At 41.8% G+C, this 22,487-nt stretch carries 26 protein-coding genes; 9 read left to right on the top strand and 17 right to left on the bottom strand.

All coding sequences use genetic code 11. The features are described 5' to 3' along the window. Position 1 precedes the first annotated feature (1 nt). Positions 2-379, bottom strand: a complete 378-nt coding sequence (gene rsfS / locus AAAH86_RS11550) for a ribosome silencing factor (RefSeq protein WP_343487787.1) — start codon at positions 377-379, stop codon at positions 2-4. Between the two features lie 84 nt (positions 380-463). On the opposite strand from rsfS, the gene AAAH86_RS11555 reads away from it, so the two are divergent. Then, positions 464-1,207, top strand: a complete 744-nt coding sequence (locus AAAH86_RS11555; protein ID WP_343487788.1) for a biotin--[acetyl-CoA-carboxylase] ligase — start codon at positions 464-466, stop codon at positions 1,205-1,207. Here the strand turns inward: AAAH86_RS11555 and AAAH86_RS11560 are convergent. Then, positions 1,201-1,599 (bottom strand): SRPBCC family protein, encoded by a 399-nt coding sequence (locus AAAH86_RS11560; protein WP_343487789.1) that lies wholly within the window; start codon positions 1,597-1,599, stop codon positions 1,201-1,203. The two genes, AAAH86_RS11555 and AAAH86_RS11560, sit on opposite strands and share 7 nt — an antisense overlap. A gap of 7 nt (positions 1,600-1,606) precedes the next feature. Continuing rightward, a complete protein-coding gene (gene pyrE / locus AAAH86_RS11565; RefSeq protein WP_343487790.1) occupies positions 1,607-2,248 on the bottom strand; it encodes an orotate phosphoribosyltransferase in 642 nt (213 codons plus the stop codon). Between the two features lie 7 nt (positions 2,249-2,255). Here pyrE and AAAH86_RS11570 point away from each other — a divergent pair, with 7 nt between their 5' ends. Further along, a complete protein-coding gene (locus AAAH86_RS11570; protein WP_343487791.1) occupies positions 2,256-2,840 on the top strand; it encodes an NUDIX domain-containing protein in 585 nt (194 codons plus the stop codon). A 3-nt stretch (positions 2,841-2,843) separates the two neighbouring features. On the opposite strand, the gene AAAH86_RS11575 is transcribed toward AAAH86_RS11570, so the two are convergent. The 5 genes from AAAH86_RS11575 to AAAH86_RS11595 all read right to left on the bottom strand — a co-directional run bounded on the left by AAAH86_RS11575 (position 2,844) and on the right by AAAH86_RS11595 (position 8,558). Further along, a complete protein-coding gene (locus AAAH86_RS11575; protein WP_343487793.1) occupies positions 2,844-4,619 on the bottom strand; it encodes a M14 family metallopeptidase in 1,776 nt (591 codons plus the stop codon). 66 nt (positions 4,620-4,685) lie between these two features. Then, a complete protein-coding gene (locus AAAH86_RS11580) occupies positions 4,686-5,102 on the bottom strand; it encodes a response regulator (RefSeq protein ID WP_343487794.1) in 417 nt (138 codons plus the stop codon). Further along, complete coding sequence (locus AAAH86_RS11585; RefSeq protein WP_343487795.1) at positions 5,092-6,912, bottom strand: PAS domain S-box protein; 1,821 nt, start codon at positions 6,910-6,912, stop codon at positions 5,092-5,094. The genes AAAH86_RS11580 and AAAH86_RS11585 overlap by 11 nt, the downstream gene beginning before the upstream one ends. Before the next feature lie 177 nt (positions 6,913-7,089). Continuing rightward, on the bottom strand, positions 7,090-7,551 hold the full coding sequence (gene coaD, locus AAAH86_RS11590; RefSeq protein ID WP_343487796.1) for a pantetheine-phosphate adenylyltransferase: 462 nt from the start codon (positions 7,549-7,551) through the stop codon (positions 7,090-7,092). Positions 7,552-7,580: 29 nt separating this feature from the next. Beyond that, entirely contained in the window at positions 7,581-8,558 is a 978-nt protein-coding gene (locus AAAH86_RS11595; protein ID WP_343487797.1) for a D-alanine--D-alanine ligase, read from the bottom strand. Positions 8,559-8,629: 71 nt separating this feature from the next. On the opposite strand from AAAH86_RS11595, the gene AAAH86_RS11600 reads away from it, so the two are divergent. Together AAAH86_RS11600 and AAAH86_RS11605 are read left to right on the top strand one after the other, a co-directional pair. Next, positions 8,630-9,223, top strand: a complete 594-nt coding sequence (locus AAAH86_RS11600) for a PASTA domain-containing protein (protein WP_343487798.1) — start codon at positions 8,630-8,632, stop codon at positions 9,221-9,223. 2 nt (positions 9,224-9,225) lie between these two features. Then, on the top strand, positions 9,226-10,245 hold the full coding sequence (locus AAAH86_RS11605) for an RluA family pseudouridine synthase (RefSeq protein WP_343487799.1): 1,020 nt from the start codon (positions 9,226-9,228) through the stop codon (positions 10,243-10,245). Positions 10,246-10,255: 10 nt separating this feature from the next. Here the strand turns inward: AAAH86_RS11605 and AAAH86_RS11610 are convergent, their stop codons facing one another. Continuing rightward, positions 10,256-10,627 carry a DoxX family membrane protein gene (locus tag AAAH86_RS11610; protein ID WP_343487800.1) on the bottom strand — a complete coding sequence of 124 codons (372 nt, stop codon included), beginning with the start codon at positions 10,625-10,627 and terminating at the stop codon, positions 10,256-10,258. A gap of 241 nt (positions 10,628-10,868) precedes the next feature. Between AAAH86_RS11610 and yaaA the strand changes: the two genes are divergently transcribed. After that, the gene (gene yaaA / locus AAAH86_RS11615; RefSeq protein WP_343487801.1) at positions 10,869-11,630 is read left to right on the top strand and encodes a peroxide stress protein YaaA; all 762 of its coding nucleotides are present in this window, start codon (positions 10,869-10,871) and stop codon (positions 11,628-11,630) included. 42 nt (positions 11,631-11,672) lie between these two features. Beyond that, positions 11,673-12,035, top strand: coding sequence for a hypothetical protein (locus tag AAAH86_RS11620; RefSeq protein WP_343487802.1), 363 nt, complete (start codon positions 11,673-11,675; stop codon positions 12,033-12,035). A gap of 1 nt (position 12,036) precedes the next feature. Here AAAH86_RS11620 and AAAH86_RS11625 read toward each other — a convergent pair whose 3' ends face one another. Further along, positions 12,037-12,165, bottom strand: coding sequence for a 30S ribosomal protein THX (locus AAAH86_RS11625; protein ID WP_343487803.1), 129 nt, complete (start codon positions 12,163-12,165; stop codon positions 12,037-12,039). Positions 12,166-12,363: 198 nt separating this feature from the next. On the opposite strand from AAAH86_RS11625, the gene AAAH86_RS11630 reads away from it, so the two are divergent. Then, positions 12,364-13,029: a uracil-DNA glycosylase family protein gene (locus AAAH86_RS11630; RefSeq protein ID WP_343487859.1), complete on the top strand. Its 666-nt coding sequence runs from the start codon at positions 12,364-12,366 to the stop codon at positions 13,027-13,029. A gap of 277 nt (positions 13,030-13,306) precedes the next feature. Continuing rightward, on the top strand, positions 13,307-15,853 hold the full coding sequence (locus AAAH86_RS11635; protein ID WP_343487860.1) for a phosphoenolpyruvate carboxylase: 2,547 nt from the start codon (positions 13,307-13,309) through the stop codon (positions 15,851-15,853). 44 nt (positions 15,854-15,897) lie between these two features. Here the strand turns inward: AAAH86_RS11635 and AAAH86_RS11640 are convergent, their stop codons facing one another. Next, positions 15,898-16,041, bottom strand: a complete 144-nt coding sequence (locus tag AAAH86_RS11640; protein WP_343487804.1) for a hypothetical protein — start codon at positions 16,039-16,041, stop codon at positions 15,898-15,900. Positions 16,042-16,241: 200 nt separating this feature from the next. Here AAAH86_RS11640 and AAAH86_RS11645 point away from each other — a divergent pair, with 200 nt between their 5' ends. Beyond that, complete coding sequence (locus AAAH86_RS11645) at positions 16,242-16,922, top strand: TonB-dependent receptor plug domain-containing protein (protein ID WP_343487805.1); 681 nt, start codon at positions 16,242-16,244, stop codon at positions 16,920-16,922. A gap of 131 nt (positions 16,923-17,053) precedes the next feature. Here AAAH86_RS11645 and trpA read toward each other — a convergent pair whose 3' ends face one another. From trpA to AAAH86_RS11675, 6 genes are all read right to left on the bottom strand, one after another. Further along, positions 17,054-17,845 (bottom strand): tryptophan synthase subunit alpha, encoded by a 792-nt coding sequence (gene trpA / locus AAAH86_RS11650; protein WP_343487806.1) that lies wholly within the window; start codon positions 17,843-17,845, stop codon positions 17,054-17,056. Between the two features lie 116 nt (positions 17,846-17,961). After that, the gene (gene trpB, locus AAAH86_RS11655; protein ID WP_343487807.1) at positions 17,962-19,143 is read right to left on the bottom strand and encodes a tryptophan synthase subunit beta; all 1,182 of its coding nucleotides are present in this window, start codon (positions 19,141-19,143) and stop codon (positions 17,962-17,964) included. Further along, the gene (locus AAAH86_RS11660; protein WP_343487861.1) at positions 19,127-19,753 is read right to left on the bottom strand and encodes a phosphoribosylanthranilate isomerase; all 627 of its coding nucleotides are present in this window, start codon (positions 19,751-19,753) and stop codon (positions 19,127-19,129) included. The genes trpB and AAAH86_RS11660 overlap by 17 nt, the downstream gene beginning before the upstream one ends. A 150-nt stretch (positions 19,754-19,903) precedes the next feature. Continuing rightward, positions 19,904-20,692 carry an indole-3-glycerol phosphate synthase TrpC gene (gene trpC, locus AAAH86_RS11665; RefSeq protein ID WP_343487808.1) on the bottom strand — a complete coding sequence of 263 codons (789 nt, stop codon included), beginning with the start codon at positions 20,690-20,692 and terminating at the stop codon, positions 19,904-19,906. 125 nt (positions 20,693-20,817) lie between these two features. Next, positions 20,818-21,813, bottom strand: coding sequence for an anthranilate phosphoribosyltransferase (gene trpD, locus AAAH86_RS11670; protein ID WP_343487809.1), 996 nt, complete (start codon positions 21,811-21,813; stop codon positions 20,818-20,820). A gap of 106 nt (positions 21,814-21,919) precedes the next feature. Continuing rightward, positions 21,920-22,486 carry an aminodeoxychorismate/anthranilate synthase component II gene (locus AAAH86_RS11675; protein WP_343487810.1) on the bottom strand — a complete coding sequence of 189 codons (567 nt, stop codon included), beginning with the start codon at positions 22,484-22,486 and terminating at the stop codon, positions 21,920-21,922. Position 22,487: the final 1 nt, after the last annotated feature.

The following is a 22,487-nucleotide window of genomic DNA, read 5'->3' on the forward strand; positions in this document are numbered from 1 at the left end:
TTTATTCGTTATAACTGCTCTCTACCATGGTCACCTTTGCATCGCCCCAGAGGCCTTCAATATCATAGAATTCCCTAATGTGCTTTTGAAAAACATGAACTACCACATTGACATAATCCATCAGTACCCATTCTGCATTGTCAGAACCCTCAACGTGCCAAGGTTTGTCTTTACTTGCTTTGCTGACTGTTTTTTGGATGGAGGACACTATCGCATTCACATGCGTGTTTGAAGTACCATTGCAGATTACGAAATAGTCACATACAGTATTTTCAATTTCCCTGAGGTCGAGTAGGTTGATGTCAAGTCCCTTAACTTCTTCTATTCCATTTATTATCAAGGCAATCAGCTCATCTGCATTCGCTTTCGATTTCTGCATTCAAAAGTTTTAGTTTCTACAAATTTAGGCTTTTTTTGTTTTTTTGGCCTTAGGTTTTAACATAACGTTCAACGCGCATTTTCATTGGAAGAACAATTCAACATAATCAAACTTGATGCCATTGGCTCGACCAATGACTACCTAAAAGATCTGTCAGGTAAAAACTCGCTCGATGACCTTACCGTAGTGGTAACTGGGCATCAATCAACGGGAAGGGGCCTGAGGGGCGCCATTTGGCAATCAGAGAAGGGTAAAAACCTTACTTTCAGTATCTTAAAATACTTTGATGCATTTACAATCGAGCATGCATTCGACTTGAACATGGTCGTGTCATTGGCCCTGCGGGATGTACTGCTGCGACATAATGTGCCAAATGTGTCTGTCAAATGGCCAAACGACATTCTGTCAGGCAATTCTAAAATTTGTGGTATCCTGATTGAAAATGTTTTGACCGTGAAAGCGATCCAACGCTCGATTATCGGTATTGGTCTTAATGTAAACCAGACAAAATTCACGAATCTTGAAAGAGCAGCATCACTTAAGACTGTAAGTGGAAAAACGTTTGATTTGGATGGATTGCTACTGGAAATCCTATTTAAAATCAAAGAAAACTTAGAAAATTATGAGCATGTGCCCCGCAATGAGCTATTCAAGAAGTATGAGGAAGCGCTATTCAGAAAAGAAAAAGTTTCGACTTTCAAGACTGAAAACAACATAAGTTTTAATGGCATTATCAAAGGTGTGACCAAAGAGGGCAGATTGAAGGTTCAAAGAGAAGACGATTCGATGACCGAATTTGGTTTCAAGGAAGTGATCTTGCTCTACTGAGGTATTTTGCCCATATTTTCAGAAAGGGTGCCCATAAAGTTTGTGATGGGCCCTTTGATCATCATGGCCATCATGGCATTGAACTCTCCTTCGAAATTTAAACCAACCTCACTCTCATGTTCATTCAAGGCGTTGATGACCGCCGTCAAGGTGAAGGGCAGCTTTTCACTGGCAGCGCCCAGCACAACGGTTTTGTACGGCTCTTGCTCTTTAAGTCTCAGAACAATCTCTGGCATTCCTTTGAGGGCAAATTTGAATGTTTTCTCATCCAACACCTCAAATTTTTCAATGTTGTCGGGCATCAAAAGTTCATAATTTTCGACCTTGTTCAAAAATTCAAAAACAGTTTTGTCGTTTCTTGCCAGTTTTCTATTGGGTGTTTCTATGTGCATGATAAATTTAGGGTTTCCATTGTGCAGGGTCAGTTCGCCACTGCAGTAGGGTATTGAGTTGTTCTTCTTTTATAAAGTGTTTTTCTGAAGCTAATCCGATCAAATGTTCATAATCTGAGAGCGTATTCAACGTGACATTGGCATCTTCAAAATTTTCTTCTGCTGTGGAAAAACCATACGTGAAAATGGCAATCATACCTTTGATGGTAGCCCCTGCGTTTTCTAGAGCTACGACGGCGTTGAGACTGCTTTTTCCGGTACTGATAAGGTCTTCAATAACGACCACATTCTGCCCAGCCTCTAGATGCCCCTCTATCTGATTTTGCCTGCCATGTGACTTTGGTTCAGGTCGAACATACACAAAGGGCAGCCCCATGGCTTCGGCAACCAAAATACCGATACCGATGGCACCGGTTGCCACACCTGCGATCACATCGGGTTTACCGTAGAGCAAATCAACATGTTTCGCCATTTCATCCCGAACATAATTACGGATTTTGGGGTAGGACAAAATGACTCTGTTATCACAATAAATCGGGGATTTCCATCCAGAGGCCCAAGTGAAGGGATTTTCTGGTCTCAACTTAATTGCATTAATTTGCAACAGAAGTTCTGCCGTTTTTTTGGCACTTTGCTCTTCTAAAACCATTGCGCAAATGTATGAAGTTTTTGTCAATGCATCTCCCCTGATTTTGACTACCCAACGACCTGAAAATGCCAACGGTAACCTCTTCGAAATGGAGGATGAAGCCATATTTGAGGCTATCGAAAAGTTGTCGAAAAAGAAGCTCAAAAAAGCCTATATCTACGACCCCGATGATACCATTCTAAAAAAGTTCAGTGCCAAGATTCCGATTGTGACGGCTGCAGGCGGACTCGTCAAGAACAAAAAGGGAAAAATACTCTTCATCTATCGCAATGATAAATGGGATTTGCCCAAGGGAAAGATTGACAAAGGGGAAACCATTGAGAACTGTGCCCTGCGGGAAGTTGAGGAAGAAACAGGCGTAAAAGGCCTTGTCGTCGATGACTACCTCAAGACTACGTATCATATTTTCAAGAGGAATGGTCAATTTCAGCTGAAACAGGTTTATTGGTTCACAATGCACACCAAGTATGACGGCAAGCTGAAGCCCCAAAAGAATGAGGGTATCACCAAAGTACGGTGGAAAGGCCCCAAGAAAACCAAAAAAGCCCTGAAAAAAGCATACCACAACATCAAATTGCTTTTTGAGGATTAAGACTCAATCTTTCGCAACGATGCCTGCCGCTTCAGTGTCTTTCAAAATTCGATATACGGGATATTGCAAATGCGCCTTTTCATAGTTTTCAGAATTTTTGTAGACCCAATCCAATTGGGCGTACCAACTTTTTGAGAACGGTTCATCCGTCTGTTTCCTGAGCAAAAAACTGTCTCGAAGATTTTTATTTTCTTTCAACAATTTCAGGGCAACATCCTCAAAAATATAGGGAGAAAATCCCTCTTTTTGCTGCAAAATGGAATCGAAGAAATTCCAGTTAAAAAAAGAGTCAACCGCAGCGGGTTCCAAAGTTTCCAAAAGATAACGCAACCCAGCTTGTTCTGCGGGTACCACGAAATCGCCCTCATGAAATGTCACTTCTTTTACTGTGGCATCGACCGAAGTGCCATAATGGGGATAGTGCCCTTCATACGCAGTATTTGTGGTCTGGTAATTTTTGATGCGATACGATTCTACCTGTAGGGTGGTATCAGCTTCCAATCTGTAAAAATCAATCTCGTTCTGTTCTAACCTTTTGATGACTTCATGCCAACCTTTTTTGATAAGGTACGCTGCTGGAACCTTAATGGTATCGGCGGGTACGTAGTGGTTGTAATACGTGACTTCTTTCGTGATGGGCTTTTTTCTGTCATACGTTAGTCGGTTCAGGCCCGTCACCTCACTGAGTACGGTGTCAGCTTCGTAGCCCAAAAATTGAAGTGTAGACGTTCTGGTAGAATCCAATTGCCAATTCAAATGGTATTGGTTGAGTTCTGATAGCTTTTGGTTACTTTCTTTACGTAGTTTTTTGATGTTCTCATGTCCAGCATCTGCAATCTGAACCATTGAGGCCATCAATTCATAGGTGCCTTCTACCCGTTCTTTGTACGGTTTGAGCATGTGGGTCTCGACCATCATCCCCAGCGTATTCCAAAGTGTGGTATAGCCAGTGGAGTACCGTGGCCAATCCATGAACTGCGAAAAACCTGTTTCGGGCGGCCTGTTGAACACATTGACATAAGGTGTCACAGGCCAATCTTTTTCTGAAAGTGATTGTTCAAGGGCAGGTTTCAAATTTAAATCGATGTATTCCCCTAAATCTCCTCCCAATTTATTGTGCTGCGTAAACAAATGGGTCAAGGTATATTGATAGTCGGCACCATTGCTCACATGGTTGTCGATAAAAATATCAGGTTTTACCAAATGGAAAATTTGCGCAAACGATGCCGCATTCTTGGTATCGGCTTTTATAAAATCGCGGTTGAGGTCATAATTCTGTGCGTTGCCCCTGAAACCATAGGACTCGGGCCCGTTTTGATTGGCCCTAGAGGTAGAGTTTCGGTTCAAAGCGCCCCCAATGTTATACACTGGAATGGTCACCAGAACCACATTTTCTGGAGATTTTAAATTGCCAGTGGCCAAATCACGGTACAAGAGCATGGTCGCATCAATGCCATCACTTTCCCCTGGATGGATGCCGTTGTTGATCAAGATGATGGTTTTACCTTGCCTGATTTTTTGAAAGTTAAAGCTGCCTTCGGCATTGAAAGTGACCATGTGGAGTGGCAACCCAATATCGGTCTGCCCGATGGACTGAATATTGATTTCAGGAAATTCTCTCGCCAAAGCAAGGTAAAAATCAATGGTTTCAGTGTAAGTGGCGGTCTGCTTTCCTCCAGATTCTTCAAAAATCGTGGGATATGATGATTTTTTGTCAACCGTTTCGGTCTTACAGGCAAAACACAAAATAATGGCGACTGATGCAGCAATTTTTTTCATCAAAGGTTACGGTTTTTGTTAAGGATGTAAAAAGTATAACCGATACCAAAATTAGCCAATAAAGATTTATGAGGCCTTGCTGATGTAATCTATATCTTGAGCGGTCAATTTAAAGATGGGTTTATTTTTGTAGTCGACAAAGTGCATGGATTTCTTTCTATAGTAGAGCCATCTTTCATGGTCAGCCGGATCTATCGACGATGTGACAATGTTGATTCTGATTGGTTTATTGATTTCCAATTTATGAAACTCCTCCATAAACGTCCAACCATCCATCACGGGCATATTGATGTCCAAAAAAATGATATCGGGTATTTCTTTGCCCTGTTCCAATTGTAGCAAAAGTGCATCCAATGCCTCTTTTCCATTTTCAAAAGAGGCCACATTATCACACTCCACCACATCATACAACACTTTTTTGATGCCGAATACAGTGATTGGATCATCATCTACAATATAAATTGAATCTATTCTAGTTTTCATTGAAATACACTTTAAAAATCGTGCCAATACCAACCTCGCTCTCGGCAGTTATGTTGCCGCCCATGGCCTCCATTTGATTTTTGGTGATGTAGAGGCCCATGCCCCTCGCATCTTTATTGTTGTGAAAGGTTTTGTACATACCGAACAGATTATTGCCATTCTTCTCTAAATCAATGCCCAGGCCATTGTCTTGTACCAATAGAATTGTGTGCGATGCACCTGTTTCTATGCGCAACGTGATTTCGGGCGTTCTATCTGGATGTTGATATTTCACCGCATTTGTCAAAAGATTCAAGAGCACACTTTCTAAATAGGCATGTACAGCAAAGACTTTTGTGCCTTTCGGAACTTTATTTATGATTTTGGCTCGGTTCTCATTCAAAAAAGTGGCCAGATCCTGTTTGACCTTTGCCAATTTTTCATTCAGGTCAATTTTTTCTTTGTCAAGATTAACATTGGCATTGACGTCGACAACCTCATTTAGGTCTTCAAGGGTGCTCATCAGGTTTTGGGAAGCATTCACAAGCATTTTGGTGATACGTTCTTTTTCTGATTCGTCTTTTTCATCGACCAAAAAATTCAAAAGCATGGCAAAGTTTGCAGAGTGCGACCTTAGATTGTGGGAAACAATATGGGCAAAGTTTGACAACTTCTTGTTCTGCAATGCGGTCACGTTGATCAAATCTTTCAGTTCTGCCTCTTTCTTCTTCAGCGTAGAAATATCCATACTGATGCCGATGATACCAATGGCATTGCCATAAATACCTGTCAAAGGGATTTTGGAGGTCAAAAAGGTGGTTTCGACCCCATCTTTTTTCACACTCTTTGTCTCACGGCCGATCACAGGCTTTTGGTGCTTTATCACCTCAACGTCTTCTTCTCGTGAAATTTGTGCTATTTCTTTTGGATAGATGTCAAAATCATCTTTGCCGATCAATTGGCTTTTGTGCTTTACCCCCAAGTATTCGCACTCTGATTTGTTAACCATTATTTTCTTAGAATCTTTGTCTTTTACATAGACGTTCAGGGGAAGGTTGTCGATGATGGATTCCAGCAGCTTTTCGTTTTCACGAATCTTCATTTCGCTGCGTACCTGTTCATCCACATCTTGAAAGGTGCCGATGATTTTTATCAATTTTCCATCTTTATAGATGGGTTTCCCGGCATTTCTTATCCAAAGCTCCCGGCCCTTGGCAGTCAATATCTGTAAGCGGTCACTGAAGGGCTCACCTTTGTCGAGCGCTTTTTGAAAACGCATGGAAACCGTGTTGCGGCTATGCCCTTCTTTATAGAAATTGATGGCCGTATTCACTTCGGGAGTGTAGTCTTCTGCAACCTCATGTATTTTTTTGGTCATTTTTGACCATGAGAGATTATTGGTTTCCAAATCAAACTCCCACATCCCGACTTTTGATATTTCTGCTGTCTCATCAAGAAGATGGTAGAGTTTTTTATTTTTTTCCTCAAGGGAAATTTGCTTTGAAATATCCTCAAGGTTCACCAGTATGCCAATTGGGTTCTCACTTTCATCGAACCATGGCTTTGAAATCAGTCTTATAAAAAGTTTATCTCTTAAGTTTAATTGAACAATGTGATGACACTCTTTTTGCTCGGCAATACAATGGTTCAACAGCTCTTTTAATTCAATTTCAGCGTTGCCGAAGATGTCATGTATTGATTTTGAACTAAAATCCTTGGGCTCAGAGCTGAAGAAATCGGCCCATTTATCCGATACGGCCACAAAGTTTGCTTCATTGTCAATAATGGCAGTGACGGTCGGCAACTGGCGAATCAAGTAACTCGTGGCCAATGAAACTTTGCTTTCGGGAAGTAGGTTAGACTTGGATTTCAAAAAAGTGCGTCTTTTCCTACGAAAGTATGATTGTGCCCCAGCACAGAAAATTTTATGTTGTGAATTTGAAGAAAACTGTTGTTACAGTGAGAAATTGTACCATTCTCTGGGCCTCAATATGAAAATTAGGGATGTTCATTGATCTGATACCACAACGGTATCGGGCACTAAACCAGTGTAATCGCCACCGTTTCTGATAACGTCGCGGACTATGGAGGAGCTGATATACGATTTGCCCGATGAGGTCAGCAAAAAGACAGTTTCGATTTCTGAAAGTTTTCGGTTGGTGTGCGCAATGGCCTTTTCGAACTCAAAATCAGCCGGATTTCGCAACCCCCTTAAAATAAACCCAGCATTGACTTCTTTACAAAAGTCTACGGTCAAGCCTTCATAGGTGAGTACCTTGATTTTGGGCTCATCGGCAAAGGCGGCTACAATGAATTTTTGACGTTCCTCCAGTGAGAACATGTATTTTTTTTCCGCATTGATTCCGATGGCAATGATCAGCTCATCAAAAAGGGTGATACCCCGCTTGATGATGTCGTAATGCCCTAACGTAATGGGATCAAAAGAACCGGGAAAAATGGCGCGTCTCATCAGTTTTGGTTTGTCGTAAAGGTACTAAATTAGGTTTTCAGGGCTTCTGTTATACTGCTTTCGAAGAGTTCTGGCAATGAAATGCCAGCTGCTTTGGCCTGCTTTGGCAAAATACTTTCTTCGGTAAGGCCCGGGGTGGTGTTGACCTCCAACAGATAGGGCTCATCACCCATAAAAATAAATTCGCTTCTTGAATAACCGGTCAGTTTCAAGATGTTGTAAATCTTTTTTGCCATTTCGGAAACCTTTTCTTCTTTATTTTTTGAAATGCGGGCCGGAGTGATTTCTTGGGATTTCCCCTCGTATTTCGCCTCAAAATCAAAAAAATCGTTTTCGCTCACGATCTCGGTAATCGGCAATACCTTCACCTTGCTTTGGTAGGTGATGACCCCTACGGAAACCTCAGTGCCATCCAAAAAAGATTCGATAATGATTTCATCATCTTCAGCAAAGGATTTCTCAATAGCGGAAGCCAAGTCTTCTTTCTTGTACACTTTTGAAATGCCATAGCTGCTACCGGCCTTGTTCGCTTTTACAAAGCAGGGGAGACCTACTTTTCTTACTATGGCGTCTTCGTCTATTTCATCCCCTTTGTCCAACAGGTATGACTCGGCACATCGTATTCCGTGGGGTTTCATCGTGCTGAGTAAATCTCTTTTATTGAAGGTCAGGGCAGCTTGGTAATGTCCGCAAGAAGTCTGCGGTATGCCCAACAGCTCAAAATAGGCCTGCATCAGGCCATCCTCGCCCGGGGTGCCGTGTATGGCGTTGAACACACATTCAAAAGTGATTTTGTTGCCGATTTCAACGCTAAAATTCGCTTTGTTTACCGGGTGTTCATTGCCATTCTCATCAAGACATACCCACCTATTTTTGGCAATGATGATACGGTACAGGTTGTATTTTGAAGCATCCAAATGGTTGAAGACCACATTGCCACTCTTGATTGAAATATCATATTCACTTGAATAGCCACCCATGATGATGGCGATGTTTCTTTTGTCCATCCTTAGAAAATCACACGTCCAAAGTAAACAAAAAAGCCTGTTTTTCTATATTTGCCTTTCAACAGTGGCCGATGAGAAATTTTATTGATTTTTTGCGTAGTAGGGTTTTCTTGATAAACCTGGGTTTGGCGTTACTGGCCATTATCTTGATTTGCTTTTTGGCACTACGGTGGCTGAATGGCACGACCAATCACGGCGAGTTTGTTGAAGTGCCCGATTTCTCAAAAATGTCAGTGCAGGAAATGCGCAAAGCTGCTGATGATGCCGGACTACGTTATGAGGTGTTGGATTCTACGAATTATAATCCCGAATATCCCCGTTTTTCGATTTTGGAACAAGATCCACCAGCCGGAAGCAAGGTCAAGACCAACCGAAAGATTTATTTTACCGTAAATCCGTCAGGTTATAAAAAAGTCACTGTACCGAATATCATCCAGGTGACCCGACGCAATGCTGCCTCAATGTTGAAAGCTGTTGGGCTTGATGTGCAGCGTGTCACCTATATTGATGAGTTGGGCAAAGACATGGTTTACAACATGAAGCATAAGGGCAAATATGTAAAGCCCGGCGATAAATTGCCCAAAACCTCAAAGATTGAGCTTATTTGTGGCAATGGTACCATACCCGGAAGTGCGGTCATACAGTCTGAATCAGATTCTGATTAACCATGGATTCTGACAGCAACGAGCCATCACAAGAGGAACTTTTTGAACACCATAAGTTTACAGCAGCCAAAGGCCAGGAGCCTTTGCGGGTAGATAAATTTCTGATGAACTTTATTGAGAACGCCACCCGTAATAAAATACAGCAAGCAGCAAAAAACGGACACATTTGGGTAAATGATGCCATTGTGAAGCAAAATTATAGGGTCAAAGCTGGTGACGAGGTAAAAGTGCTGTTCGAACACCCGCCGTATGAGTTTTTATTGACTCCCGAAGACATACCGTTGGATATTGTTTTTGAGGATGAGGTACTGCTTGTGGTCAACAAACCTGCGGGCATGGTCGTGCACCCCGGCCATGGCAATTATTCGGGTACGCTCATCAATGCGCTGGTACATCATTTTGAAAACTTGCCCAACAATAGTTCCAATCGCCCGGGGCTGGTACACCGTATCGATAAAGATACTTCGGGCCTTTTGGTCATTGCAAAGACCGAGGCTGCCATGACGAGTCTGGCCCAGCAATTTTTTGAGAAGACCAGCGAGCGTGAATACGTGGCCTTGGTCTGGGGTGATGTAAAGGAAGATGAGGGCACCATCGAGGGCCATATAGGCCGAAACCCCAAAAACCGATTGCAGATGCAGGTTTTTCCCAATGGGGAACAAGGAAAAGAAGCAATTACCCATTACAAAGTTTTGGAACGGTTCGGTTATGTAACACTAGTTTCCTGTAGACTGGAAACAGGCCGCACCCATCAAATACGTGCCCACATGAAATATTTGGGCCATACCCTGTTCAATGACGAGCGATATGGGGGCGACAAAATTCTGAAGGGTACCCATTTTACCAAATACAAGCAATTTGTTGAAAATGCCTTCAAGGTACTGCCGCGGCAGGCATTACATGCCAGAACATTGGGTTTCAGCCATCCGTTGACAGGTGAGGTGCTGCGGTTTGATTCCGATATTCCAAATGATATGGGGGCGTGCATTGAGAAATGGCGCAGTTATGCCAAGCACGCCTGACCCCTTATTTTTATCCAAACAATGGCTTGTATTTGCCCCAGTTATCTAAAAGGGCCCAAAGATTGATGGCAAAGACGACAATGCCAATAATAAGCCCCGCGGGTTCAATGGCCACATGGTGCAATAAAATGCCCGTTGATACCGGTAGCATCACCAAAGCGCCCAAAGCCCTGTATTTGGGAATCATCAGAAGAATTCCTCCAACAATTTCGGCAACGGCCACAAGAGGGAAAAGCCATTTAATGGCCATAAAATGACCAAACATTTCTATTTGCGCCTCGGTCAATTCGGGCATTGGCATATAGTTGAAGAGCTTGTTCAGGCCAGAATTCAACATGAACAATCCGAATAGGATAAAGACAACTAACTTTACAATTCTCATAAGGTTGGTTTTAAGTGGATTATGTGAATTAAATGTAATCAAAAAACCCATTATTTTTGTAGAGCCTGTTTGGAAATATCATGGTTATTTTCTTATGCCCTCTTTTTGCACCCAATGTCGTTTAAATTTTAAACCGTAGCACTGCTATGCTTTAAAATTTTGCTTAATTGCGTATCAAGAATAGGTACATAATAATTCTAACAATACATTTCCAAACAGGCTCTAAGCAAATTGCCACTCTATGAAAATCGTAATTTCACCAGCAAAATCGCTTGATTTTGAATCAGAGCTGCCTACCAATAAGTATTCTCAGCCCCAGTTTTTGGAACAGTCGGAAAAGCTGAACAAAGTCTTGGCCAAGAAGAAGCCGAAGGCACTATCAAAATTGATGTCGATTTCTGAAAATTTGGCGGAACTCAATTGGCAGCGAAACCAAGATTTTTCAGTGCCCTTCACCCCTGAGAATGCCCGCCCTGCGATGTACGCCTTCAATGGCGATGTGTACCAAGGACTGGATGCATACAGCATAGCCGAAGAAAAACTCGACCGTCTGCAAGACACTTTGCGGATTCTATCAGGATTGTACGGCATATTGCGGCCGTTGGATTTGATACAACCCTATCGTTTAGAGATGGGCACACAACTCAAGATTGGTCGAAAAAAGAACCTACACGAGTTCTGGCAGAAAGAATTGACCGAATCTTTGAACAATGAATTGTCTGACAATGAATTGTTTATCAATTTGGCAAGTAACGAATACTTTGGGGCCATTGATGAGAAAAAACTAAAAGTACCTGTCATCACGCCTGTTTTTAAAGACTGGAAGAACGACAAGCTGAAGGTCATCAGCTTCTTCGCCAAAAAGGCCCGGGGCTCAATGGTGCGCTATATTCTAGATACAGACGCTAAAACTTTAGACGACGTGAAAGGCTTTGATTATGACGACTATATTTTTAGCAAAGAACATACGGTGAAACCCAATCACCCTGTTTTTGTGCGATAGAATATTTTTTGGGATTCTACGTTCTTTTTAGAAAGGATGTTGATGAAAAAAGTACTGCTATCTTTTGGTGTGGTTCTGGTTTGCGCGCTTTGGGCCTGCGATGATAGGGATGATAATTTGATGGCACCAAACATTCGCATTCAAAACCTGAGCAATTTAAATTTCGCCCAAGTGCAGGTTCGCAATGACAGTATGGTGTATGAAAACGTTCCGTCTGGCGGGTTTTCTGACTATCTGGAATATGAGGTTGCGTATCAACAAGATGCACTGACGGTTCAAACCGATTCGACATTTTTGAATTTTCAGCCCGATTCGCTTTCTGACCCCTTGCCACTCGGCCTGTACACCTACCAAATCTACATCTCTGAAGAAGGTGAAATTGAATTGGTGTTCAAGGTAGACTGACCTATTTTGTTTTTGCAGGGTTTATCTTTTCTTCAATGGTTGTGCGTTTTTTTATTTTTCGCTTACGTCTAGCACCGTACGATTTGTTGGCAATCTTGCCGCGTTTTGTTTTGATATCTCCTTTTCCCATATTTTATTCTCTTTTGTTTGATTTCCTCGAAGGAGGAAATCTAAATTTATCCCTTTAAATTCAAAGAGTATTAAATTCAACTTTTTGCCATTCCCGCTCCCGATAACTATCGGGAGGCGGGGAATCTCTAAACTATTCATTCTTAATTTAAATAAAATGAACGATTTCCCAAAATGGTCGTTTAGTATCTTTATGGCCATGTTTCTGCATCGACATCCGTATCCTCCTTTTTTGTTCGAAGGCGTTGAAAAATTGATTGTGGGCACGCTGCCCCCGCCACGGTTCAGTACCCAAGAATTTAAAACTGGCGATGTTGATTTTTGCTACGGAAGTAGAGATGGCCAACTCTGGCCGATTTTGGATCGAATTTTTGAACTGGACCTTAAATTTGAGACCACCGAGGAAGCCATTGCACAGCGAAAAAACTTTTTGTTAGAACACAACATCGGTATCTGTGATATTGTCGAAAGTGCAGAACGCAAAAAAGTGGATGCTTCCGATTTGGGCATGCAGCATATTGTGCTCCGTGATATTTTGAAGTATCTGCAACGATTCACTTCCGTGCATACGCTTCTCTTCACAGGAGGAAATAGCAAGAACGGTCCTGAATATTTCTTCCGTAGACATTTGAAGGATCATGGTATGAAATTAGAGGTGGTTTCATCAGAAGTGCCACGCATCCATCAATTTGTGCATCCATCCACAGAGAAAACCATCAAAACAGTGTCATTGACCGCCCCGTCAGGTGCTGCCAATCGTGCTGTGGGCAGTCTGTCACTGTATAAAAAATTGAAGGATGAAAATGCAGATTTCACCACCTTTGATTTTCGGGTGATGCAGTACAGACCCTTTTTCAAAAGTTAATTTTTTGACACGCTTCTAAGAGCCTGTTTAAGTTTTTGTCAATTATTTTCTTATGACCCTTTTTCCACCCTTCTTCGTTAAAATTTTATACCGTAGCTTGGGCTATGCTCCAAAATTTTGCCTAAAAGGTCAAAAAAATGATCTGTAACAATTCTAATCACAAAAATTTAAACAGGCTCTAAACAAAATGTGATGTGGATAAAATAACTGGATTGCTATGGGTTTAATAACGATCTTTGACGTTTGTCAATAAAATTGCTGAAACCCAATGGATCACATGCAACAGGCCAAACGGCTGGAAGAATTCAAGAAGTCGGTCACCAACAGGTTCAACATCTACAACAGCCTCTTTTTGAGTTTGCCCTACACCGATATGGAAAATGTGGGCATGTTGGTGCCCCTGCTTTTCGAACAATGTGAAGAAGGATTGACAGCTGGCATGACACCCCAAGATATTTTGGAAAACTTTTTTGCAAATCTGGCCAACATTGACAACGAGCAAGAGCGTATTGATTTTATGTTCCGTATCATTCAGTATGTTGAGCGGCAGGTAGTACTTTTTGATAGTGTCGAAGATGCTGCTTTTCCCAAATTACAGGAATATACCAGTTCGCTGTCCATAAAGGATTATTTTGAATTGGTCGACCAGCACAAGAATTGGGACAAGATTGCAAAAAAACTGTCCACTTTCAGCGCTCGAATCGTATTGACGGCACACCCGACCCAATTTTATACCCCTGCCGTTTTGGATATTATCGCGGAGCTCAGGGCGTTGATCGATGAAAACAGGATTGATGATATTGATTTGACCTTGCAGCAGTTGGGCCTGACCTCGCTTATCAATGCCAAGAAGCCCACCCCGCTGGATGAGGCCAAGAACATCATCCATATTCTGCGACATACGTATTACCACGCCATCGGTGAATTGTTCGAATATGTGAAAAGCAACATCAGGGATGCCAATTTTGATAACTATGACATCATAAAACTGGGTTTCTGGCCCGGTGGCGATAGAGACGGCAATCCTTTTGTAACTGCAAAAATGACCAGAAAAGTGGCAGACGAGCTACGGCTGACACTGATGAAATGCTACTATAATGACCTAAAGGTATTGCGCAAAAAACTGACCTTCAAAGGTCTTCAAGAACCTCTGAACGACTTGAACATCAAGCTTTACAAAGCCATGTTTCAAGAGAATTTTTTGCTGTCGTATGATGAAATTGTGGAAAAGCTTTCCGAAATCAGACAGATACTTATCGAACAATACCATTCTTTGTATTTGGATGATTTGAACAAACTATTGAACCGTGTCCATATTTTCAAGACCCATTTCGCCACGTTGGATATCCGTCAAGACCACAGCAAGCATTATCTGGTAGTGGAAACCATTTTAAAGAAGCAAGGTGCCATCAAAGACAATTTAAACGAACTCTCAGAAAAGGAACTGGTTTCATGGTTGTTGAAGAAAGAGCTGTCATTGAACCCCAATGATTTTGACGAAGACATTGTGAGCGATACGATTGTCAATATATTCCAGCTTAAAGAAATTCAAGATAGAAATGGGGAAGGGGGCTGCAACCGGTACATCATCAGCAATTCAGAGGACATCTTTTCGGTACTCTTCGTATTTGGACTGTTCCGTTGGTGCGGTTGGAAGGCAGAGGAAATCACTTTTGATATCATCCCCCTATTTGAAACGATGAAGGGCATGGAAGCGTCAGAAGCTGTGATGCAAACGCTATTTGACACTCCAATGTACAGAAAACATCTAGAAAGGCGGGGCGATACCCATACCATTATGTTGGGCTTCTCTGATGGCACCAAAGATGGGGGCTATTTAAAGGCCAACTGGAGCATTTTGAAGACCAAAGAGACCTTGAGCAAAGTCTGCAAAAAGAATGACATCAAGGCGATTTTCTTTGATGGCAGAGGAGGGCCACCTGCACGCGGTGGCGGTAAAACGCACCGTTTTTACGCGGCCCAGACCAAAGATGTCGCCAATCATGAAATTCAATTGACCATACAGGGGCAGACCATTACAAGTACCTACGGAACGAAAGAACAGTTCATTCATAATGCCGAGCAGATGCTCACGGCAGGTTTGAGCAATAACCTGTTTGGTAAAGAGCATGTCATTTCAGGTGCCCAACGAAAGTTGATAGAAGAACTTTCTGAGTTAAGCTTTGAAAAGTATGAGAATCTCAAACAACACGAGAAGTTTATTCCATATTTGGAGCAGCGTAGTACGTTAAAATATTATTCCAATGCAAATATTGGCAGCCGACCTGGTAAACGGGGCAATAAAAAACAATTGACCCTTTCAGATTTACGTGCGATTTCTTTTGTGGGTTCATGGAGCCAATTGAAACAAAACGTACCGGGGTATTTTGGTCTGGGAACCGCCATTCAAAAGTTTAAGGATGAAGGCAGATTGAATGAGATAAAAAAGCTGTACAAAGAAGTTCCCTTTTTTAGGGCATTGATGCACAACAGTATGATGTCTTTGGCCAAGACCAATTTCAATTTGACCAGTTACATGAAAGAGGATGCCGAATTTGGAACATTCTGGACTATTCTGTATAATGAGTTTCAATTGTCAAAAAAGATGCTTTTACAGATTTCTGGCCATAAGATTTTGATGGAGGATGAGGCAGTTTCTAGGGAATCAGTAAAAATTCGCGAGAAAATTGTATTGCCCTTGTTGGTGATTCAACAGAACGCATTGTACCGTATCACCCAAAATTCTGAGTACAAACAGTTGTACGAGAAAATAGTGACCCGTTCACTTTACGGCAATATCAACGCAAGCCGCAATTCAGCATAAAAAAGCCCCGATTTTCGGGGCTTTTTTATAAGATTATCCAAGTCCTATTGCTTGTTCTGTTGATTTTTTATTGTTTTCTCATCAATATCGAATTTGTTGGTATCGATATTGGTGTTGCCAATAGGATTTGTTGGATCGTTTTGTTCTGTTTTTCTTCTAAACTTTCTTTTATCTTTTATAATTCCCATATTTTCTATTTGTGTTAGCTAGGAATATAACGGCTTAGCATTCCAATCTCCGTTAAGAGCCTTGTAAAACTTTGTTAGTGAGTGTTAATGTCTTTTTTTAAATTGATTGAGAGTCATTAGGGCGTGATGAAGACGCATAATCTGTAGTTTGTGTGTATTATTGTAATTCATATTAATATCAAATTATGCTATCTAAAAAGATGAAAACACTTGTTTTGATAATTTTAGCTGTTTCTTTTGCCATGCCTTTATTTTCACAAAAAAAGGGCGGAAAACTAAATGTTACGGGAACAGTCACGAATTTTGAAAATCACCCAATACGAGGGGTTACTATTTATGTTGATTCGGTCAAAACAAAAGGAAAAACCAATAAGAAGGGGAGCTTTAAATTAAAGCTTGATAAAACTCCATCTACATTATCTTTTTATTCACCCACACACGGAATCGGGAATGTGCCTTATAGGGGCAAGGCAGTCATTGACTTTTCATTTTCAAAAGACAGTAAATTCTTAAGCATAGATGATCTTGCTGATATGGGTTATCGTGAACCCTTTAAAAAAGTTTATGGATCGGGTGAAATCAATTTTGAGAATGATCCAAGTGTTTTAAACTATACAGATATATTTCAATTGATCGGAGTAAGGTTTGCCGGTGTTACCGTTGTTGATGACACTATCAGTATTAGGGGTTCAGCAAATGCTTCTATGACCGAAAATGTTAACAGAGAACCTCTTTATTTAGTCAACGGATCACCGGTTTCTAGTATAGCGGCTATTGCCCCCGATCAAGTCAAATCAATTAAAATCATGAAAAGCTCTGAGTCTGGCCGATATGGCATGAGGGGAGCGAATGGGGTAGTGTCCATAACTCTGAAAAATTGAAATCGCATAGAATTAATTCTCAGCTTTCTACTTTTTCTTGACACTATTCAATTTTAGGATTTGTTTGATTACATGAAAAGCAGTTTTGTCATTTTATGACTTCTTCTTCCCTGTCTAGAAATAATAACAATCTATCGAATTTCCTGAATGAAGTCAGCAATTTTATGAACGCCATTTTGAGTCAAATGTTTGATAAAGGTTGAACCAATAATGGCTCCTTTTGCTTTGGCTGTAGCTGCTTGAAAGGTTTCTGCATTGCTAATGCCAAAACCAACAATTTGAGGATTTGCGAGCGATAGTGAAGCAATCCGTTGAAAATATTCCATTTGCTCCTTTCCAAAACCACTTTTTGCTCCTGTCGTGCTTGCAGAACTGACCATATAGATAAATCCGTCAGAAGCGTTATCGATGGCGCGGATACGTTTCTCGCTGGTCTGCGGCGTGATCAAAAACACATTGATCAATCCATATTTTTTATAAATGGATTCGTATTTTTCCAGATAGACATCCAATGGTAGGTCGGGAAGAATCAATCCATCAATACCGATTTCAGCACATTTTTTACAGAATTTTTCAACTCCATACTGCAACACAGGATTAAAGTATCCCATAATAATCAGAGGAATGGTAACCGAACTCCTTACATCCTTCAATTGTTCGAATAGCAGTTCTGTGGTCATTCCATTTCTTAACGCCGTGGTTGAACTTTCTTGAATAGTGGGGCCATCAGCCAAGGGGTCACTGAACGGAAGGCCTATTTCAACCATGTCCACCCCCGCTTTTTCCAGCTCATGGATGATGGGCACCGTATCTTCTAGATTGGGGTAGCCCGCCGTAAAATAGATGGAGAGAAGTTTTCCTGCCTTGCCGGCAGGCAGGATATCTTCTTGGAGTTTATTCTTTATCCTATTTTCTTTCATCATTTCGGTATTTATTCCCCTTTTGAAGGGAGCAATCCCGAATTTATTCGGGATGGGGGATGTTAACACCCCTGCTAGCAAAGTGAAACTTTGCTGCGCTGTCCCCTCAAGGGGACAATTTACAGTTTGAAATATCTGATATACGTGTCCAAATCCTTATCCCCACGACCGGAAAGGTTGACAACCACAATAGCATCTTTTTCGAATTTTTTATAATCAAATATGGCGAAGGCATGGCTTGTTTCAATAGCTGGAATTATTCCTTCGAGCTGGGACATTTCCAGTCCAGCTGTCATGGCCTCATCATCGGTGATGGAAATAAATTCTCCCCTGCCACTTTTGAACAAATGGGCATGCATGGGTCCAACACCAGGGTAATCTAATCCAGCCGAGATGGAGTATGGTTCGGTAATCTGTCCGTCATCGGTCTGCATTAATAAAGTTTTACTACCGTGGATGATGCCCACTTTCCCTAAAGCAGAAGTTGCGGCACTTTCACCAGAATTGACACCTTTCCCAGCGGCTTCTACAGCAATGATTCCAACTTTCGGGTTATCCAAATAGTGGTAGTATATGCCTGCAGCATTGCTGCCACCACCCACACAGGCAACCACATAATCGGGATTTTCACGTCCTTCTTTTTCTAGTAACTGCCATTTTACCTCTTCGGATATCACCGATTGAAATCGCGCTACCATATCTGGGTAGGGGTGTGGCCCAACCACGGAACCAATAATATAATGTGTGTCAACGGGATTATTGATCCAGTCGCGAATGGCCTCATTGGTGGCGTCCTTTAAAGTTCTGCTTCCTGACTTTGCAGCTCGCACTTCAGCGCCCAACATTTTCATTCGGGCCACATTCGGGGCTTGTCTGGCAATGTCAATTTCACCCATGTACACCACACATTCAATGCCCATGAGCGCACAGACCGTGGCAGTGGCCACGCCATGTTGACCAGCACCTGTTTCAGCGATGATACGGTTTTTGCCCAATTTTTTTGCCATCAAAATCTGACCGATGGTATTATTGACCTTATGGGCACCCGTATGGCACAGATCCTCACGCTTGAGGTAGATTTTGGTTTGGTGTTTTTCCGATAGCCGCTCGGCAAAATAGAGCGGGCTGGGCCGACCCACATAGTCTTTTAGCAACTGATGGAACTCTTTTTGAAATTCCTCAGTTTCCATAATCTGGATATAGTTCTGTCGCAACTCCTCACAGTTGGGGTATAACATTTCGGGAATGTACGCCCCTCCAAATTCTCCGTAATAGCCACGTTCGTCAGCGTGATAACTCATCTTCCAATCTTTTTTTAAACTCTTTTAGTCTTTCAATATCCTTTAAACCGGGTTTGGTCTCAAACTTACTGTTCACATCAATGGCGTGGCAGTATTTTGATTCAGGTCGGTAGAGAAAAGTGAGGACATCATCAATATTTTCCAATCCAATTCCCCCACTTAGAAAGAACGGTTTTGTAGAGGGGTAATTTTCCAAAACTTCCCAATCAAATGCATAGCCGTTGCCACCTGGCAGTTTTCCCTTGGTGTCAAATAAGTAGTAATCACATGCATCTTCGTAGGGTTCTAAAAGCGAAAAGTCAAAAGTATCTCCTACATAAAAAACCTTAACGACCCCAATACCAAGATTTTTGAGTTGATTACATACTTGAGGGGATTCTTGCCCATGAAGTTGCACCAACTGCAAACCATATTTGGTCACTTTTTGCAAAATTTCTTCGACCGAAGCATCTACAAAAACACCAACCCTTTTGATTTTTCTTGATATGCTTGGAAGTACCCCATCAAGATAGCGAGGTGATTTTTTCCAAAAAATGAAACCCATATAATCGGGTTGCAAAGTTTCAACCTCTACCGGGTTGAATTTCATACCGCAGACTTTTAACTTCATAATTTTTGTCATTCCCGCCTCCCGATAGCTATCGGGAGGCGGGAATCTCATCATTTTTTGTTAACAATGTCCTCCGTCTTCCACTTTTACTTCGACTATGCCCAGTGTGACACGCTCAGGATGAGGGGATAGGAGCAGGCTTTTAAATATTTAATTTGCTTTCAGTTTTCCAACAAACTTTTTCGCACTCTCACCAGGATTGTCCGTTTTCATAAAATTCTCTCCAATCAAAAAACCTTGATAGCCATATTGTCTTAATTCTTTGATGGCTTCCACACTGCTCATGCCGCTTTCAGAAACCTTGACAAACTCGCTTGGAATCTTATCTGAGAGTGACTTGCTCGTTTCTAAACTGACTTCAAAAGTCTTTAGGTCACGATTATTGACCCCAAGCATATCCAAACTCGGCATGATTGATTTTTGCAGTTCTTCTTCGTTGTGTACTTCCAACAGTACCTCCATATCTAAACTTTTTGCCAATTCAGAAAGGGTTTTGATTTTGTCTTTGGATAGCACGGCAGCAATCAGCAAGATCACATCGGCTCCATGCGCCTTGGCTTCCAGTATTTGGTATTCATCAATGATAAATTCTTTGCGAAGCAACGGCATATTCACTACCACCCTTGCCAAGAGTAAATCTTCTAGCGAGCCACCAAAATATTTAATATCTGTCAAAACACTCATACCACATACGCCCGCTCTTTCATAGCCTTTTGCCACTTGAGCCACATTGGTGTTTTGGTTAATGGTCTGTTTGGAAGGAGAACGCCGCTTATGCTCGGCAATGATGCCCGTTTCACTATTGCGTAAAGCTTTGGACAGTGATGGACATTGTCGTTCAAAAAGCACGGACGCTTCCAATTGTGATATTGGAAGTATTGACTTTTTCAAAGCAACCTCTTTACGTTTGTCAACGATTATTTTGTCGAGTATGTTCATTTTTTAATCATTAATTCCGAGCGAAGCGAAGGAATCCGTTGCCCCCTTTCCCAAAGCTCAATTGCGAAACGAAGGAATCTGTTTTCATGAATGAAACAGTTTGCTTAGTACCTCGCAAATACGTCTCAATTTTTACTCAATTCCTGCAATTTTTTTAAAGCCCCTAACCCTTTACCGCCCAGCAATGATTCTTTTGCTTTTTCAAACCCCTGTTTTGGTGATACGTTTTCAATAGTAGCTATTGCCACTCCAGCATTGGCACAGACGACATTATTCTGTGCCTCAGAGCCCCTTCCTTGTAAAATATCCATAAAGATTTTGGCGGAATCGGCCACATCATCTCCACCAACAATTTCTTCGGAGGAAATAGCATCCACCCCAAAATCCAATGGATTCAACACGGCTTCGGTACCGTTGGAAATGGTTTTTGTAGGCCCTGTGAGGCTGATTTCATCATAACCATCCAAGGCATGAAGTACAGTGAAGTTTTTATCCGTGTTTTGATAGAGATAACCATACATTCGTGCCAACTCTAAATTAAAAACCCCGACCATTTGGTTTTTTGGGAAAGCAGGATTCACCATTGGACCCAACATATTGAAAAACGTCTTTACCGCGAGTTCCCGTCGGATGGGAGCCACATTTTTCATGGCAGGGTGAAACAAGGGCGCATGTAGCACACAGATTCCCGCTTCCTCTATGGATTTTTTTAAAAAATCTGCCTTGTTACTGAATTTGATGCCCAAAAACTCCATCACATTACTGCTACCACATTTTGAGGACACCCCGTAGTTACCATGTTTGGTAACCTTGATTCCCGCTCCTGCCGTCACAAAAGAAGCCAATGTTGAAATATTAAAAGTGTCTTTGCCATCACCTCCTGTTCCGCATAAATCGATTGGATTATAGTCACTCAAATCTATTGCCAAACACAATTCCAACAGCGCATCACGAAAGCCCTCCAACTCTTCAATGGTAATGCTCCGCATCATGTACACCGTTAGAAAAGCGGCAATCTGACTGGTGTTGTAATCGCCCTTGGCGATGTTCACCAAAATCATCTTGGCATCTTCCTTTTCAAGGATTTCGTGATTGATGAGTCTGTTCAGTGTTTCTTTCATCAGTTTACCCTTTTCTTGTCATTCTCGCCTCCGATAGCTATCGGGAGGCGGGAATCTTAATTTTTAAGACTTACAAGGTTCTGGAAACCTTGCAGGTCATTCACTTTTAATCTTTTAACCAGTTTCTTAAAATTTGTTTTCCATGCGGGGTCAGTACCGATTCGGGATGGAACTGCACTGCACGCACATCGTATTCTTTATGTCGCAATGACATAATTTGTCCGTTTTCATCAAAAGAGGTTGCTTCAAGTTCCTGAGGCAAATCGGTATTCACGACCCATGAGTGGTAACGGCCCACTTCGATTTCCTCTGGAATTCCTTCAAAAATATAATCGGCACCCATGATTTTGATGGGTGTGGCAATGCCATGATACACTTCATCAAGATTGACCAAATCGCCACCGTATACCTCACCGATGGCCTGCTGCCCCAAACACACCCCAAAGATTTTTTTCGTCGGGCCATATTTCTCGATAATAGGTTTTAACAATCCCGCTTCATCCGGAATTCCGGGGCCTGGTGAGAGCACGATGTATTCAAAATCGGCCACTTCTTCGAGCGTTAGCTGGTCGTTTCGCTTTACGACGACCTCACAATCCAAATCCTCGAGATAATGCACCAAATTATAGGTGAAACTGTCGTAATTGTCTAGCATTAATATCCTTCGTCCCATG

Origin of the sequence: Allomuricauda sp. d1 (genome assembly GCF_039592695.1) — a bacterium.
Lineage (GTDB): Bacteria > Bacteroidota > Bacteroidia > Flavobacteriales > Flavobacteriaceae > Flagellimonas_A.

Bases quoted from the DNA above. Each gene is read 5' to 3' on its own strand.
- rsfS (WP_343487787.1), bottom strand. From the start codon at position 379: ATGCAGAAATCGAAAGCGAATGCAGATGAGCTGATTGCCTTGATAATA.
- AAAH86_RS11560 (WP_343487789.1), bottom strand. From the start codon at position 1,599: ATGCACATAGAAACACCCAATAGAAAACTGGCAAGAAACGACAAAACT.
- pyrE (WP_343487790.1), bottom strand. From the start codon at position 2,248: ATGGTTTTAGAAGAGCAAAGTGCCAAAAAAACGGCAGAACTTCTGTTG.
- AAAH86_RS11570 (WP_343487791.1), top strand. From the start codon at position 2,256: ATGTATGAAGTTTTTGTCAATGCATCTCCCCTGATTTTGACTACCCAA.
- AAAH86_RS11575 (WP_343487793.1), bottom strand. From the start codon at position 4,619: ATGAAAAAAATTGCTGCATCAGTCGCCATTATTTTGTGTTTTGCCTGT.
- AAAH86_RS11580 (WP_343487794.1), bottom strand. From the start codon at position 5,102: ATGAAAACTAGAATAGATTCAATTTATATTGTAGATGATGATCCAATC.
- coaD (WP_343487796.1), bottom strand. From the start codon at position 7,551: ATGAGACGCGCCATTTTTCCCGGTTCTTTTGATCCCATTACGTTAGGG.
- AAAH86_RS11595 (WP_343487797.1), bottom strand. From the start codon at position 8,558: ATGGACAAAAGAAACATCGCCATCATCATGGGTGGCTATTCAAGTGAA.
- AAAH86_RS11600 (WP_343487798.1), top strand. From the start codon at position 8,630: ATGAGAAATTTTATTGATTTTTTGCGTAGTAGGGTTTTCTTGATAAAC.
- AAAH86_RS11605 (WP_343487799.1), top strand. From the start codon at position 9,226: ATGGATTCTGACAGCAACGAGCCATCACAAGAGGAACTTTTTGAACAC.
- AAAH86_RS11610 (WP_343487800.1), bottom strand. From the start codon at position 10,627: ATGAGAATTGTAAAGTTAGTTGTCTTTATCCTATTCGGATTGTTCATG.
- yaaA (WP_343487801.1), top strand. From the start codon at position 10,869: ATGAAAATCGTAATTTCACCAGCAAAATCGCTTGATTTTGAATCAGAG.
- AAAH86_RS11620 (WP_343487802.1), top strand. From the start codon at position 11,673: ATGAAAAAAGTACTGCTATCTTTTGGTGTGGTTCTGGTTTGCGCGCTT.
- AAAH86_RS11625 (WP_343487803.1), bottom strand. From the start codon at position 12,165: ATGGGAAAAGGAGATATCAAAACAAAACGCGGCAAGATTGCCAACAAA.
- AAAH86_RS11630 (WP_343487859.1), top strand. From the start codon at position 12,364: ATGTTTCTGCATCGACATCCGTATCCTCCTTTTTTGTTCGAAGGCGTT.
- AAAH86_RS11635 (WP_343487860.1), top strand. From the start codon at position 13,307: ATGCAACAGGCCAAACGGCTGGAAGAATTCAAGAAGTCGGTCACCAAC.
- AAAH86_RS11640 (WP_343487804.1), bottom strand. From the start codon at position 16,041: ATGGGAATTATAAAAGATAAAAGAAAGTTTAGAAGAAAAACAGAACAA.
- AAAH86_RS11645 (WP_343487805.1), top strand. From the start codon at position 16,242: ATGAAAACACTTGTTTTGATAATTTTAGCTGTTTCTTTTGCCATGCCT.
- trpA (WP_343487806.1), bottom strand. From the start codon at position 17,845: ATGATGAAAGAAAATAGGATAAAGAATAAACTCCAAGAAGATATCCTG.
- trpB (WP_343487807.1), bottom strand. From the start codon at position 19,143: ATGAGTTATCACGCTGACGAACGTGGCTATTACGGAGAATTTGGAGGG.
- AAAH86_RS11660 (WP_343487861.1), bottom strand. From the start codon at position 19,753: ATGAAGTTAAAAGTCTGCGGTATGAAATTCAACCCGGTAGAGGTTGAA.
- trpC (WP_343487808.1), bottom strand. From the start codon at position 20,692: ATGAACATACTCGACAAAATAATCGTTGACAAACGTAAAGAGGTTGCT.
- trpD (WP_343487809.1), bottom strand. From the start codon at position 21,813: ATGAAAGAAACACTGAACAGACTCATCAATCACGAAATCCTTGAAAAG.
- AAAH86_RS11675 (WP_343487810.1), bottom strand. From the start codon at position 22,486: ATGGGACGAAGGATATTAATGCTAGACAATTACGACAGTTTCACCTAT.